The sequence below is a fragment of the Vicinamibacterales bacterium genome, from assembly GCA_036504215.1.
Taxonomy (GTDB): domain Bacteria; phylum Acidobacteriota; class Vicinamibacteria; order Vicinamibacterales; family Fen-181; genus FEN-299.
Window position 1 is genome coordinate 79,610 of record DASXVO010000059.1, and the last position, 15,128, is coordinate 94,737.

Annotated in this window: 7 protein-coding genes; 4 read left to right on the forward strand and 3 right to left on the reverse strand. The window is 66.0% G+C overall.

The genetic code is table 11. The annotated features are described in order from the left end of the window. Window positions 1–310: 310 nt before the first annotated feature. The 3 genes from VGK32_17430 to VGK32_17440 all read left to right on the forward strand — a co-directional run bounded on the left by VGK32_17430 (window position 311) and on the right by VGK32_17440 (window position 3,721). Window positions 311–1,681 carry a DUF5666 domain-containing protein gene (locus VGK32_17430; protein HEY3383550.1) on the forward strand — a complete coding sequence of 457 codons (1,371 nt, stop codon included), beginning with the start codon at window positions 311–313 and terminating at the stop codon, window positions 1,679–1,681. 23 nt (window positions 1,682–1,704) lie between these two features. Beyond that, a complete protein-coding gene (locus VGK32_17435; GenBank protein HEY3383551.1) occupies window positions 1,705–1,836 on the forward strand; it encodes a hypothetical protein in 132 nt (43 codons plus the stop codon). A gap of 307 nt (window positions 1,837–2,143) precedes the next feature. Beyond that, window positions 2,144–3,721, forward strand: a complete 1,578-nt coding sequence (locus VGK32_17440; protein ID HEY3383552.1) for a hypothetical protein — start codon at window positions 2,144–2,146, stop codon at window positions 3,719–3,721. Between the two features lie 49 nt (window positions 3,722–3,770). Here the strand turns inward: VGK32_17440 and purL are convergent, their stop codons facing one another. The 3 genes from purL to VGK32_17455 form a co-directional block, all read right to left on the reverse strand. Further along, complete coding sequence (gene purL / locus VGK32_17445; protein ID HEY3383553.1) at window positions 3,771–7,739, reverse strand: phosphoribosylformylglycinamidine synthase; 3,969 nt, start codon at window positions 7,737–7,739, stop codon at window positions 3,771–3,773. Window positions 7,740–7,884: 145 nt separating this feature from the next. Continuing rightward, window positions 7,885–11,334 (reverse strand): hypothetical protein, encoded by a 3,450-nt coding sequence (locus VGK32_17450; GenBank protein HEY3383554.1) that lies wholly within the window; start codon window positions 11,332–11,334, stop codon window positions 7,885–7,887. 91 nt (window positions 11,335–11,425) lie between these two features. Beyond that, entirely contained in the window at window positions 11,426–13,228 is a 1,803-nt protein-coding gene (locus VGK32_17455; protein HEY3383555.1) for a long-chain fatty acid--CoA ligase, read from the reverse strand. 267 nt (window positions 13,229–13,495) lie between these two features. Between VGK32_17455 and VGK32_17460 the strand changes: the two genes are divergently transcribed. After that, window positions 13,496–14,773 (forward strand): aminotransferase class V-fold PLP-dependent enzyme, encoded by a 1,278-nt coding sequence (locus VGK32_17460; GenBank protein HEY3383556.1) that lies wholly within the window; start codon window positions 13,496–13,498, stop codon window positions 14,771–14,773. Window positions 14,774–15,128: the final 355 nt, after the last annotated feature.

A 15,128-nucleotide genomic window follows, 5' to 3' on the forward strand; every position in this document is an offset into this window, starting at 1 on the left:
CCTTTCGTTACGGAGTGCGCGCGCCCGATTTCGTAACCACCGGCACCTCGACGCCAGCTGATCGAGTAATTTCTTCCGAGTGCGTCGTGGTCCCGACCTCAGCCGGACCAGGCAGCGTCTCCGCCGAGCCGATCGAGCCAACCCGAGCGCGCGCAATGAGTAGCGCTGCCGCCCCGGGGACTCTATCAAAGGCCTGCTGACCGGCACCCTAATTGCGAAGGAAGAAGATCGCCAGGACCGGATCCAACATCCGGGCTCGGCAGGAACCGAGATTCACCCGCCCCCCGGCGGAACATGGAGGAAGAGTCCCGTGAAACCAGTACATCGACTCACCGCCGTTACGTCCGTCATGCTCGCGCTTGTTGTGCTTGGGACCGCCGCCTGCGGCCGTGCCGTCTCTCCGGTCTCGCCAACAACTCCAACGGCGTCGAACTTCGGTACATCGCCCTCGTCTGGCGCGACGGTCACCGGATCTGTCACCGGCGCCGGCTCCGGCCTCAGCGTTGGCGTCGTCGGTACAACTCTGACTGCCCAGGCCGACGGTGGCGGCCGTTTCCAGTTGAGCGGCGTGCCGGCCGGAAACGTTTCGCTTCGGGTTGCGTCAGCCGGCGGCAGCGCGACGGCGAGCCTCGGTCCGGTTGCCGACCGCGAGCGCGTTCAGGTCACGGTCAAGGTCACCGGCAACTCCGCGACGGTGGAAGTGAATGAACGCGTCGAGGCGGACGACGGCGCTGATGTCGAAGGCCAGATTGCCTCGATTAGCACGTCGGCGCAGACCTTCCAGGTTGGCACGAACACAGTACAAGTGATGTCGACCACGACCATTCGGTCGGGCGGGCAGACGCTGTCGTTCGGCGATCTGACCGTCGGCGAGCGCGTCGAGGTGAAGGGCGTCCTCGCAGGCTCGATCGTCAACGCGCAGTCCGTCGAGGTCAGTAACGGCGCGCCACCCCCGCCATCCGGACCGGGCAACACAGATGTCAAGGGCGTCGTCTCGTCGCTTCTCGCCGGCACGTCGTGCTCGGCGCAGAACCTGTCGTTCATGCTCGCAAGCGGAACCACCGTCACGACATCGGCGACGACGCGGTTCGACGAGGGATCCTGCGCGGCGATCACGGCCGGGGCCAGCGTCGAAGTGAAGGGTGTGCTCCAGGGTTCGACGATCGCCGCGCAATCGGTCGAGGTCAGCAACGAGGCGCCGGCGCCAGGCTCCAACGGCACCAAGGTGATGGGCGTCGTGGCGTCGCTCGTGGCCGGCACGTCGTGCTCGGCGCAGAACTTGTCGTTCATGCTCGCCGACGGCACCACCGTGACGACGACCGCAACGACCCGGTTCGACGAAGGTTCCTGCACGACGATCGCGGTTGGCGCCACCGTTGAGGCGAAGGGCACGCTGAGCGGGGCCACGCTTGCGGCGGCCAGCGTCCAGATCGACGCTGAGGGTGCCGACGCGGAGGCCTCGATCGAGGGGACCATTGCTGCATCACCGGCGCCGACGGCCTGTCCGGCGCCAGCCTTCACGGTGAAAGGCGTTGCCGTCGTGACCACCGCGACGACGCGGTTCGACCACGGCACCTGCGCGAACGCGATAGCCGGTGTGAGCGTGGAGGTCGAGGGGACGCGGTCCTCGTCCGGCACGATCACCGCCACACGCGTGCGGTTCAACTCGAACTCGGACTGAGCGGAGCCACCTCACGAGAGTTCATGACACGTCCTGGCCGTTCGTCCGTCCGTGGTGTCCTGGTGCTCGTCGCCTGGTCGGCCGCCGTGAGCGCCCTCGCGGAGGGTCCGGTTGCGCTGGCCGTCGATCGGGCGGCGAGTATCGTCATCCCGTGATCGGGTTCCGGTCGAGACGTTGAATCCACCATAGCCGCAGAGCCGCAACGGGTTTCGACCATCCAGCCTCACGCCCTCCTTGCCCTTGCCGCGCTCAGAGCCCACCAGGACCGCAATCCGCGCGTCGTCACGCCTGCCGATTGCGGCGTTCCCACCTCGTGGAAGTACACGACCAGCCGAGCGGACCACTCAATCCTTGAACCGCAGCACCCACCCGCAGATACTGGGTGCGACGTCTGCACCACGAATGGCTGTCGATCGCCTGGTCAGTCGGCGCGACGGCGAAGAGGCTTCGAGGATACGGAAGATGCTGTTCGGGCCCATGCGAGAGGAAGTCAACGAGATAGCAGATTCGAAGATATCGGTCCACGACCGCCATCGTTTCGAAATCAAGCTCGACATCGAATTGGCCGATCACGACGCGAGCGGCTACCGGGTGGACACGTATTTCTTCGTGCCGAGGGCGCTGAACGTCAACCCGAACACGTACTCCAAGGACCTGTTCTACAGCAGTATTCAGCGATACATCCGCTTCAAGACGCCGCAGTTCTCCTTGCTGAAGATCATCGAACCCTCGAATGACGCCTCGCCGCTGGTTCGAATCGGCAAGGAGCTGCGGCGCGTCCTCGCGGGAGACCAGGACCGGGAGAGCGTCGAGGCGATCTTCTGCGAAACGAAGCTGTTGGGTGCGGTCTCCCGGGGGGCCATCCGCGACGCAGTGAAGGAACTGCTGGGCGGCCTGGCGGGTGACCAGCCCGGCGACTCGACCACGACGCCGGCGCAGGGCTTCATCACCAGCACGGAGGCGTTCCTCGACGACCTCGACGCGTACCTCGCGGCGGTGCGCAACCTGCGGCAGGAGATGCTGGACATCACGGTGCCGCTCAGGCTGCGCGAGGGCTTCCTGTTCTTCGACGAGTTCATCAGCCTGACCATCCAGGACTACCTGTCAACGCTGCTTCACGCGGTCAGGGAGCGGTTCGATCCGACCGGGTCGTGCGCGCACGTCGATGCCGCGATGGCCGCGATCATCATCGGTCAGCAGTCCCACCGGAAGTCGATGGGGTATCCGTCGGTCCTCTCCACGACGGGGACCGATTCGACGCTGCTCTACCGCAGGGGTGTGCTCAAGAAGTTCATCTCCAACGTGCTCTTCCTGAACACCGAGGTGTCGGAGTGGGAAGGGATCTCGCAAATCCCGCTCGCGATGGCCGCGGGGTTTGCGATGCTGTTCGCCGTGGGAATCACCGTCTTCGCGCAGAACCGGTACACGACCAACAGCATCCCGTTCGTCGCGGCCGTCGTCGTCGGCTACGTCTTCAAGGATCGGTTGAAGGACTGGCTCAAGCTGTATCTGTCTCGCGGTCTCGTGAGATGGACGGCGGATCGGAAGATTCGGATTCGCGATCCGTACAGCGGACGGGTGATCGGCAAGCTCAAGGAAGCCTTCAGCTTCACGGACGAGAGCCGGCTTCCGGAGACGGTTCTCTACTGCCGGCAGATGGACAACATCACGTCGATCGACGAGGAGGGAAAGCCGGAACGGATCATCAAGTACGAGAAGGAGGTGTCGTTGTTTCCCGCGAGGATTTCCCGTTTCCACGAGCGGCGGCGGGACCTCAACGACATCATGCGACTCAACATCGACGATTTCCTCAGGCAGGCCGACGACGCGACCGTGGACTACCTGAACCTCGACCCTGATTCCGGGCAGCTGCAGCAGGTGCAGTGCCAGCGTGTCTACCACGTCAATATCGTGTTCACCTACCGGTCGATCGACGCGAAGAGGCAGACTGCCGAGCGCGTGGAACGCATCCGGTTGGTTCTCAACAGGGACGGCATCGTGAGGCTCGATCAAGTGGCGCCGGCGCATTCTCTGGGTTAGTCGCCCGAGGTTGCACCTGCTGATGGCCTCCCGGCACCTCTCACCGTCATCAGCCCACGTACTCGCGCGCATTCCTGAACAGCCTGATCCAGGGACTGTCTTCGCCCCAGTCTTCCGGCCGCCACGACATCTGGATGGTTCGGAACACCCGCTCGGGGTGCGGCATGATCACGGTGAATCGCCCATCGGGCGTCGTCACGGCCGTCACGCCGCCTGGCGACCCGTTCGGGTTGAGCGGGTAGATCTCCGTCGCGCGACCGCGGTTATCGACGTAGCGCGCGGCGACGACGACCCGCGCCGCGTCTGCGGGCGAATCGAAGAGCGTGTAACCCTCCCCGTGCGCGGTGACGACGGGGAGGCGGCAGCCGACCATGCCGGCGAACAGCACTGACGGGTTCGGCACGATCTCCACCGTCACCGTGCGCGCCTCGAACTGCTCCGACAGGTTCTTGGTGAAGCGGGGCCAGGCCTCCGCACCGGGGATGAGCTCCTTCATCGCCGCCATCATCTGGCAGCCATTGCAGACGCCCAGCGCGAACGTGTCGGTTCGCGCGAAGAACGCCGAGAACTCGTCGCGTGCCCGTGCATTGTAGAGCGCGGACTTCGCCCAGCCTTCGCCGCCGCCCAGCACGTCGCCGAACGAGAATCCGCCGCAGGCGGCAAGGCTCCGGTACCTGGCGAGCGATACCCGACCCTCGAGGATGTCGCTCATGTGCACGTCATCTGCGTCGAACCCTGCCCGGTTGAACGCCGCGGCCATCTCGACCTCGCCGTTGACACCCTGATCCCTGAGGATCGCGATCGGCGGCCGCAGCCCGCGCACGATGTAGGGCGCGGACAGGTTGTCGAGCATGTCGAAGGTGACCTTGGGCGTCATGCCGGGATCCGTCGTGTCGAGGATCCGGTCGTACTCCTGCTGCGCGCACACAGGGTTGTCGCGCAGAGACTGCATCTGCCAGGTGGTCTCGCTCCACACACGCTGCAACTCGGCGCGCGTCTCGCGGAAGACGGTCTGGCTGCCTCGATCGACGCTGACGACGTCGTCGCGGGTGATGCGGGCGATGGAGCGTGCCGGCACGCCGTGGCGCGCCAGCGTCTCGACCAGGCGCTCTTCGTCCTCGATCCGGACTTGCAGGAGCGCGCCAAGTTCCTCGGCGAACAGTGCCGGCAGGAGCCGGCTTCCCGGAGCGAGCGCCGCGGCGTCGATCCTGAGGCCGAGATGGCTCGCGAATGCCATTTCGCACATCGCGACGAAGAGGCCGCCATCGGATCGATCGTGGTATGCGAGAATGACGCCCGTATCCCGCAGGTCGGCCATCCCCGCGAACAGACCGCGGATCAACGCGGGGTCATCGACGTCCGGCGTCTCCTGGCCGGTGACGCCGAACACCTGAGCGAGGGTCGAGCCGCCCAGCCGGGCGTGCCCGGGCGCAAGATCGGCGAGCACCAGGCACGTCGGCCCCTCCGTGGACATCTGGGGCGTGATCGCCGTCCGGACGTCGTCGCACGTGCCGAACGCCGACACGATGAGCGAAAGCGGGCTGACCACCTGCCGCCGGCCCCCGGCATCCTTCCATGCCGTGCGCATCGACATGGAATCCTTGCCGACCGGAATGCTGATGCCGAGCGTCGGGCACAGGTCGAGCGCGACCGCCCGTACCGTGTCGAACAGCGCTGCGTCCTCTCCTGGCGACCCGGCCGCCGCCATCCAGTTCGCGGACAGCTTGATGCGCGAGAAGTCGGCGATTGGCGCCGCGGCCAGGTTGGTCAGCGCCTCGCCGACGGCCATTCGACCCGACGCCGGCGCGTTGACGACCGCGAGCGGCGCGCGCTCGCCGATCGCAAATGCCTCGCCCGTGTAGCCCTCGAACGAGAGCAGCGTGACCGCGCAATCGGCAACCGGCACCTGCCAGGGTCCCACCATCTGGTCCCGCGAGCAGAGGCCGCCGACGCTTCGATCGCCGATCGAAATGAGGAACGTCTTGTCCGCCACCGCGGGCGCCCGAAGCACGCGCTGGACCGCCTCGCCAAGATCGACGTTCTTCAGCACCAGCCGCGACGGCCTCGTCCGCCGCCGCGTCACCGTGCGCGTCATGCGCGGCGGTTTGCCGAGTAGCGCCGGGAGGTCCATGTCCACCGGCTTGTTACCGAAGAGCGGGTCGCGCACCTCGAGATGCTGCGCCTCGATCGTCTCGCCGACCACGGCAAACGGGCAGCGCTCGCGTTCGCAAATGGCACGGAACGTGTCGAACGACGAAGGCAGGATCGCCAGCACGTAGCGCTCCTGCGCCTCGTTGGACCAGACCTCGCGCGGCGTCATGCCCGGTTCCTCGTTGGGCGCGGCACGCAGGTCGATGCGCGCGCCGCGATTTGACCCGTGGGCGAGTTCTGGCAGCGCATTGGAAAGGCCGCCGGCGCCGACGTCGTGAATCGACAGAATCGGGGTCCCGTCGCCGAGCGCGCTGCACCGGTCGATCACCTCCTGTGCCCGGCGCTGGATCTCCGCGTTGCCGCGCTGCACGGAATCGAAGTCGAGATCGGCGGTGTTCGAGCCGGTCGTCATGGACGAGGCGGAGCCCCCGCCCAATCCGATGAGCATCGCCGGACCGCCAATCTGGATCAGCAGCGCACCGGCCGGCACGTTCGCCTTGTGCGAGTGCTGCGCGCGGATGTTGCCGACGCCGCCAGCCAGCATGATCGGCTTGTGGTACCCGCGGACCACGCCTCCCACCTTCTGTTCATAGGTGCGGAAATACCCGGCGAGGTTCGGCCGCCCGAACTCGTTGTTGAACGAGGCCGCGCCAATCGGCCCTTCGATCATGATCGACAGGGGCGACGCAATGCGGTCCGGCCGGCACTCCGGGCCTTCCCACGGCCGCACGAAGCCGGGAATGCGCAGGTTGGACACCGAGAACCCGCAGAGGCCGGCCTTCGGCTTCGACCCCCGGCCGGTCGCGCCCTCGTCGCGGATCTCGCCGCCCGATCCGGTCGCGGCGCCGGGGAACGGAGAAATCGCGGTCGGGTGATTGTGGGTCTCCACCTTCATCAGGATGTGCGTCTGGTCCTGGTGGAAGGCATACCGTCGGGAGCGAGGGTCCGCGAAGAACCGCCGGACGGCGCGTCCTTCCACGACCGCCGCGTTGTCGGAATACGCGGACACCGTTCCCTGCGGGTTCGCCGCGTGCGTCCGGCGAATCATGCCGAAGAGGGAATCGTCCTGCGGCTCGCCATCGATGACCCACGACGCGTTGAAGATCTTGTGACGGCAGTGCTCCGAGTTCGCCTGCGCGAACATCGTCAACTCGACGTCGGTGGGATTGCGGCCGGCGCCGGTGAAGTACGAGACGAGATAGTCAATCTCCCCGGGCGCCAGTGCCAGGCCGAAGCGGCGGTTCGCCTCTTCGACGGCCGTGCGGCCGCGGCCGAGCACGTTCACTTCCGTCAGGGGCTTCGGGGCGACGTGGCGGAACAGTTGGTCGGCCGCATCGACCGAGTCGAGCACGGTCTCGGTCATGCGGTCGTGCAACAGCGGGAGGATGGGAAGCAGAGCGGCACGGACGTCAGGCAGAGCGGCACGGACGTCAGGCGGAGTGGCACGGATGTCAGGCAGAGTGGCACGGGCGTCAAGAGGAGTGGCACGGGCGTCTCGCCCGTGCGCACCAGTCCTTACACGGAACATCGTGCCGCGCTCGATCCGCCGCACGAACTCCAGCCCGCAGAGCCGGGCGATATCGGTCGCCTTCGAAGACCACGGCGAGATGGTGCCAAGCCGTGGTGCGACGAGCACGGCTTCCGCAGGTTCCGCGCCATCTTCGACCGGCATCGGCGCGCCGTACGCCAGCAGGCGGGCGAGGACGTCGCGACCGCGCGGATCAGGCTCGCGCTCCACCTCGACGAAATGCCAGTGCTGCGCACCGACGACCGTCAGATCGCCGACGCGACCGGCGATCAGCCGGTTCAGCTTGTCCAGACGAAATGTCGAAAGGGCGGCTCCCCCGCGAATCTTCAGGACGTGCATGCGGGGATTGTACAACGGCAGGACGAGGCGAAGACGGGCTTGCGGACAGGCCCGCGCGCCCCTTTGCGAACCGGAAGACGGAGAACGTGGAAACCGCCCACATTCTCCGTCCTCCATCGAGCGTCGAGGGCCCAGAGGCCAGAGCCTACTTGAACAGCGGATCGGGGCTCACCGTGAGCTTCTTCGTGGCCACTTCCTTGCCGTCAACCGTCAGCGTGACCTTGTAGACACCGGCGTCAACCAGGCTCACGCGGCCGAACCGGCCGCCCGTAGGCGGCGGCGGCTGGTCGGGGTTGTTCACGGCCTGGGCGGCGCCTGCCCCGGGTCGCCCCTGGTCGCTACGCGCGCCCGCTGCGCCCGGAGCCTGGCGGTTCAGGCCCCAGAACGCCTTCTGGAGTCCCTTCTTGCTGCTCGGCGTCAACTCGATGACGGTGTTCCCCTCGATGTCCTTCACCGTCACCTTCACGTTTTGCGCGTCGGCCTTCAGGTAGTAGTAGACATACGCGCCCACCGGAGGATTGTCGGCCTTGGTCATCTCGCCCAGCGTGTCTCCCCGGCGCTCGAAGCGGTTCCACTTGGTCGTGTTCTTGAGGTCGAACAGGTGTGCCGGTTCCAGGAAGACCTCGGGCTTGAACTCCTTGATCGGCCCGATGTCCGCCACGTAGATGCCGCGGCCGTACGTGCCGATTGCCATCTCGCGATCGCGCTTCTGAATCGCGAGGTCGCGAATCGGCACTGGCGGCGCCGATGTCGAGAAGGGCGCCCACGTCTTGCCCTGGTCGATGGTGACCATCACGCCGTAGTCCGTTCCGAGGTAGAGGACGTTCGCGTTCTCCGGGTCTTCCTCCACGTCGAAAATAGGGTTGTTCGTGCCGCCCGAGATGTCCGTCCATGTCTTGCCCTGGTCCTTCGTCACGAACAGCCAGGTCTTGTCCTCGCTGTGCGTCCGGTAGCCGCTGAACGCCACGTAGCAGACGTTTTCGTCGAACGCCGACGGCACCACGCGCTTCACCCAGCGATCGTACGGGATCAGGTCACCCTTGTTGCCGGCCTTCGGCTTCCCGGCGGCGTCGTAGAACTGGTTCGTGACGTTCACCCACGTCACGCCCCCATCCAAAGACATCTGCAGGTTCCCGTCGTCGGTGCCCGCCCAATAGAGGCCCGGCTTCTTGGCGGATTCGGCGAACGTGTAGATCGTCGCCCACTGGAGGTTCGTCTTCTTCGCCAGCGCGAGCTTCTCCTTGCTCGCCTTCGTCAGGTCGGGACTGATCTTCACGAACGTTCCGCGCTCGCCGCGGCTCAACGACCGGAAGACATACTGTCCCGCGATGAAGACGATGCCGGGATTGTGCGGGGAGAGGACGATGGGCGCGTTCCACTGGTAGCGGATCGGCGGGTCGCCGGCCGCGATCTGGTCGGGCGTCAGGCGCACGGCCAGCGACGTCACCTCGCCGGTCTTCAGGTTCATCCGGCTCGACGAACCGAACTGGCTCTCGTAGTAGACGTACTCGGGGTTCCACCAGTCACGGACGACGTAGAACGCGTCGCCGGTCGGCAGATAGCTCCAGTCGCTCCCGAACATCCCGTAGCTGTTGCGGTTCTGCGACGGCCCGAGCCACGCGCCGTTGTCCTGCGTGCCGCCCATCACGTTGTAGGGCAACTCGTTGTCCACCGACACGTCGTAGAACTGCTGGACGTTGATCGTGTTCTTCTGGCTCCAGTGCTTCCCGCCGTCCCAGGTCTCCGATACGCCGCCGTCGTTGCCGCTCAGGATGTGGTTGGCGTTGAGCGGGTCGGCCCAGACCACGCGATGATCGACGTGGGTCTTGCCATTGCCGTCCCAGCCTGTAGCCTGGAAGGTCTTGCCCGCGTCGCGGGACACGGTGGTGTTCGTGTCGCCGCAATAGAGCACCTTGTCGTCGGTCTGATCGACCAGGATGCGGCCGTAGTAGCCGCCTTCGGTCTGGTTCACCTGAGCCGAACCGGGCTGGGCCGCCGGTGCGCGACCGCCCTGTGCCGCCGGCGCCTGCGGAGCCGGCGTCGTCACGCTGTCGCTCTGCGCCGCCGCCTCGTCCAGGTTCTCCTCGACTTCGTCAGCGGTGGCCGGCGGGGTCGGGGCGCCCGGCAGCTTGTACTCGGTCATCTGCTTCCACGTCTCGCCCTGGTCGTCGCTTCGATAGACCACGCCGTCCCGCTTGATGGCCTGCAGATTGGCGAGCGCGCCCGCGTAGAGGATCTCGAGCGCATTGCGGTTGACGATCTGCGCACGGCCCTTGGCCTCGGTCGAGTCGGCCGCAGCCGCGGGCCTCTTGACCAGCTTCTCGACCTCACCGATTGACGCGATCAGGTCTTCATCCTTCGCGTGGATCTTGCGCGCGGCCTGCTGCAACTTCGCGAGGTCGATGTCGTTCTTGACCAGGAACTCCTTGTCCTGCAGCATCTCGTTGAACTTCTTCACGAGGTCGGCTTCGTTCTCTGCCGTCGCCGGCGTGAACTTGGGCGCCAGCTTCGCGATCTCGGCGTTCACCTTGTAGTTCTTGTACTGCGCGAAGACGAACGTCGGCTTGAAGAGCACCGTGCCCTGCTGCGCGCCGGACATGCCGCCACCGCCGCCGCCCGGACCACCGGTCGGTGCCTGGCGGAAGTTCGCCACGCCGTCGCGCTCCGCCAGCCCGAGGTTCACTTCCTCGTCGATGCGGGCGTAGACGATGCTCGGGTTCTTCTCGAAGACCGCCAGCCCGATGCGCCCGACCTCCACACCCTGCGGCAGGCCGCCGGCCAGCTTCTTCCATGTCTTGCCGCCGTCGATCGTCTTGTAGAGGTCGTTGTTCGGCTGACGGTCGATGTAGGTCCACGCGCGGCGGACGTGTTTGTAGGCCGCGGCAATCACGATGTCGGAGTTGCGCGGATCGATGACGAAGTCGCCGACTCCGCGGTCCTTGATCTGCCCGAATACGTTCGTCCAGGTCTTCCCGCCATCCGTCGTCTTGAACAGGCCGCGCTCGCAGTCCATCTCGTTGTCGTAGAGTTTGCCTTCCGCGGCCACGTAGACGATATCGGGGTTCTTCGAGTCGACTTCGACCTTCGGGATGAAGTAGCTCTTCGTGAGGCCGATCTGCGTCCAGGTCTTGCCGGCATCCGTGGACTTCCACATGCCGTTGCCGTGCGTGCTCGACCGGGCGTGCATCGGCTCGCCGGTGCCGAGGTACAGGATGTTCGGGTTCGACGGCGCGATGGCCATCCAGCCCGTGCTCTGCGTGGCGTACTTGTCGAAGATCGGCTCGAAATGCGTGCCGCTGTCCATCGTCTTCCACACGCCGCCGCTGGCAGTGAGGACGTAGTAGGTCGTGCTCTGACCACGGGGCACCGCAAAGCCGGTGATGCGCCCGGAGAAGGTCATCGGGCCGACCCACCGCCAGCCGAACTGGTTGAAATCGTCGCCGGTGACCACGCTCTGCGCCTTGGCCGCCGCAGCGGGCTGGGCCGCCGGCGTCTGGACAGGCGGCGTGGTCTGAGTGCTCTGCGCGAAGGCAAATGCACCCAGCAGGCAGACGAGGACCGCCAGCGAACCGAAGAATCGGTGCGATCGAGACACTGCTCCTCCTTCGCGCGAAAGGACACCGCTAATAGCGTCCATGCGGATGAGACATCCAACGGGTAGGGGCTGACTGAGACGGGCTGTCCGCTTACGACGCCTTGGCGGATTCGTCGGATCGGTCGCTCGAGTACATCGCGTCGATCGTCTGGGCGTACTTTGTCGCGATCGCCGCGCGGATGTTCTTGAGCGTGGGCGTCAGCTCGCCGCCCATCTGGCTGAATCGTTCGGTCAGCAGCGTGAACTTCTTGACGCGTTCGTGCTGGGGCAGTTCAGCCTGGCGCTGTTCGATGCGCTCGGCGATGAACGCGACGATTCGCGCGTCCTTGACCATCGCCCGCATCGAGTCGTAGTTGATCCCCCGCTCACGCGCCCACTGATCGAGCGCCTCGAAGTGCGGAACGACGAGCGCCGAGAGATGCTGGCGGCCGTCGCCGATCGCGGCGATCTGCTCGATGTAGTAGTCCTGGCCGATGACCGACTCGATGCGGCTCGGCGCGATGTTCTTTCCGACCGACGTGATGATGAGGTCCTTCTTCCGGTCGGTGATCCGCAGGAAGCCGTCCTCATCGAACGATCCGATGTCGCCGGTCTTCAGCCAGCCGTCCTGGATGCAGTCGGCCGTGTCCTGCGGCCGGCCGAAGTAGCCCTGCATCACGTTCGGGCCGCGGGCCAGGATCTCACCGTCCGGTGCGATGCGCAGCTCGCACCCGGAGATCACCTTGCCAACCGTGCCGAACTTGAAGTCGCCGGGCCGGTTGCACGTGAGCATGGGTGAGGTTTCGGTGAGGCCGTAGCCCTGGCAGACGAGCAGGCCGGCGGCAAAGAAGAACTCCTCGATGTCCGCCCCCAGCGCGGCGCCGCCAGCCGAGAAGAAGTTCTTCGGCCCGCCGACGATGTCGCGAATCTTCCGGAGCACGAGGCGGTCCGCCAGCGCGTGCGTGGCGGCCAGGATCGGGCCGACCGAGTCCCCGTTCTTGCGGGCGTACGCGTAACGGCGTCCCACGCCAACCGCCCACTCGAACAGGCCGCGCTTGACGGCTGAGCCCTGGCTGATTTGATGCCGCGCGGTGGCGTAGATCTTCTCGTACAGCCGCGGCACGCTCACCATGCACGTTGGCCGCATCTCCTGCATCGTCTCGACCACGCGCTTGGGGTCGTCCAGGTAGAAGTTCTGTGCGCCGCGGTTCAGGATGTAGTACGTCCAGGCCCGCTCGTACGCGTGGCTGAGCGGCAGGAAGCACAGTGAGCGATCCCGCTCGGTGACGTTGAAGAACCGGTCGAGCGCGTCGAACTGCGTGAGGATGTTCTCGAAGGTGAGGACGACGCCCTTCGGCTCGCCGGTCGTGCCGGACGTGTAGATGATCGTCGCGACGTCCGACGCCCGGATCGCAGCCTCGCGGCCGGCGAGTGCCGGCGAGGTCGGGTGTCCGAGCGGTACCGACAGCGAGCAGGAATCCGTCAGGTCGAGCGCGACGCCGGCGTCGAAGACGACGACATGCGAGAGTGCCGCAGACCCGCCGCGCAGCGCGTCCAGTCTCCGATACTGCTCATCGCCGCCAACGAAGGCAATCTTCGCCCCCGCGTCGCGGACGATATGCTCCACCTGGGTAGCGGTGTTGGTCGCGTAGATCGGAACCGGAATTCCGCCTGCGGCCTGGACGGCGAAATCGACGATCGACCACCAGGGCGTGTTCGGCGCGAAGATCACCGCACGATCGCCCGTTCGGAGACCGACATCGATCAGCCAGGACGCCACAGCGTCGATGTGCCGCCCCATCTCGCCGTACGTCATGCCACGCCACTCGGCTCCGACCTTGTGACGAAGGCCTACGGCGTCCGGGGTTGCCGCGATCCGATCGCGGATCATCTTCACCAAGTGGTCAGAATTCACTCATACCCTCGACAATTGGGGCAAACGACCTGCCCGGTGGAAAACGCTCAATTGTAGGGCGAATCGGGTTCGATGGCTACAAGCGACCGCTTGAGCATCTTTCGCCCGCTACCGGTCCGGTTTGACAAGCTGCGCAACGCTACCTATTGTGTCCCCTGCGGAGAGGCGGATCCCGATCGGACACGGAGCCCGCAAAGGGCGCAGAGCCAGGGTGCATGGTGGACTCTGCGGACTCCGCGAACGCTGTGTTGGAGACAAGGAGCAGCGATGGCAACGCGTCGTCATTTCCTCAAGAGCCTGTCCCTCTCGCCGCTGGCCGTTCCCTTCGTGAGCCCCGGCGCGGCCGCGTGGAGTCGTGACGCGGGCGCGCCGCTCCCGGCGCCGGACGATCCGGCATTCTGGGCGAAGGTGCGCGAACAGTTCCTGCTCGCGCCCGACAAGGCCTTCTTCAACACCGGGACGCACGGTGCGATGCCGAAGGTGGTCGTCGATGCGGTGACCGAGCACCTGCGCCGATGCGCGACCGAGATTGCGGACTGGGACTACCACGGTGCGGACTGGATCGCCGGCTACCAGCCGATGACCGAGATTCGCGCCAAGGTGGCGCGCCTGCTCAACGCGGATGTCGGCGAGATTGCGTTGACCGAGAACGTCACGACCGCGATGAACGGCGTGGCGCAAGGCCTCGATCTGGCGCCCGGTGACGAGGTGGTGGCCACCGACCAGGAGCACATCGGCGGCAAGAGTCCCTGGGAGCTGAAGGCGCGTCGATGGAAGACGGTGTTCCGTCCGATGCCGTTCCCCAAGCCGGTGCACGATCCGCAGCAGGCGATCGACGTGTTCCGCAAGGCGATGACGCCGCGCACGAAGGTGTTCGAGATCCAGCACATCATCACGGGCAGCGGCGCCGTCCTGCCGGTCAAGGCGCTCTGCGCGGAGGCCCGCGCAAAGGGGATCTTCACCGTCGTCGACGGAGCGCAGGCGGTGGGCCACATTCCGGTCGATCTGCGCGATCTCGGCTGTGATGCCTATGTCGGCTGCTTCCACAAGTGGATGCTCGCGCCGGCCGGCACCGGGTTTCTCTACGTGCGCAAGGATCGGATCAGGGACATCTGGACGACGATGGCGAGCGGGCAGTGGGACAACCACCAGGACGAGGGCTTCAGGCTGTCGCAGCGCGGCACGGGCAGCCTGTCGATCCTGATGGGTCTCGACGCGGCGCTCGATTTCCATTTCAAGCTCGGGCCGGAGCGTGTTCAGCAGCGCATCAAGTACCTGGGGGACCGACTGCGCGACGGCCTGCGTGCGATCCCGAAGGCGCGGATCTTCTCGCCGGACGATCCGGCGATGTGCGCCGGCATCACGGTGTGGAACATCGAAGGGATGACGGGCGCCGCGCTGCAGGACGCGCTGTGGACGCGCGGCCGTCTGCGTCCGCGTGCGAGCGGCGAGGTTTTCGGCGTCCGCCAGTCCACGCACATCTATAACAGCGTGGACGAAGTGGACAGGACGGTCGCGATCGCGAGGGCAGTTGCGGAGGGGTAGGGCGCGGCAGGTGCTGAAGGTGCTGAAGGTGCCAGGGTGCTGGAGGTGCGGTGCTGAAGGTGCTGGAGGTGCCGGGGGTGCTGGAGGTGCGGTGCCGGAGGTGCTGGAGGTGCTGAAGGTGCTGGAGGTGCCAGGTTAGCGGACCCTGGGAACATTGCGCACGTGCAGGCTTCGGCGTTTACCATCCCGTCTTTCCGGAATCGTCACTCCGATCTCACTTTTCGACGACAAGAGCCTGGAATCTCTCCGGAGCCTTCACCCCGTGGCGGCCGGAGGCGCGGGTGGTGGGGGCTTTCTCGTGCGGATTGACAATGCGACCATATTGTATATTATATGCCAATAGTTTGGTGTCACC

Excerpts from the sequence above, each read along its gene's own strand:
- VGK32_17435 (HEY3383551.1), top strand. The coding sequence starts at position 1,705 with ATGACACGTCCTGGCCGTTCGTCCGTCCGTGGTGTCCTGGTGCTCGTC.
- VGK32_17440 (HEY3383552.1), top strand. The coding sequence starts at position 2,144 with ATGCTGTTCGGGCCCATGCGAGAGGAAGTCAACGAGATAGCAGATTCG.
- purL (HEY3383553.1), bottom strand. The coding sequence starts at position 7,739 with ATGCACGTCCTGAAGATTCGCGGGGGAGCCGCCCTTTCGACATTTCGT.
- VGK32_17460 (HEY3383556.1), top strand. The coding sequence starts at position 13,496 with ATGGCAACGCGTCGTCATTTCCTCAAGAGCCTGTCCCTCTCGCCGCTG.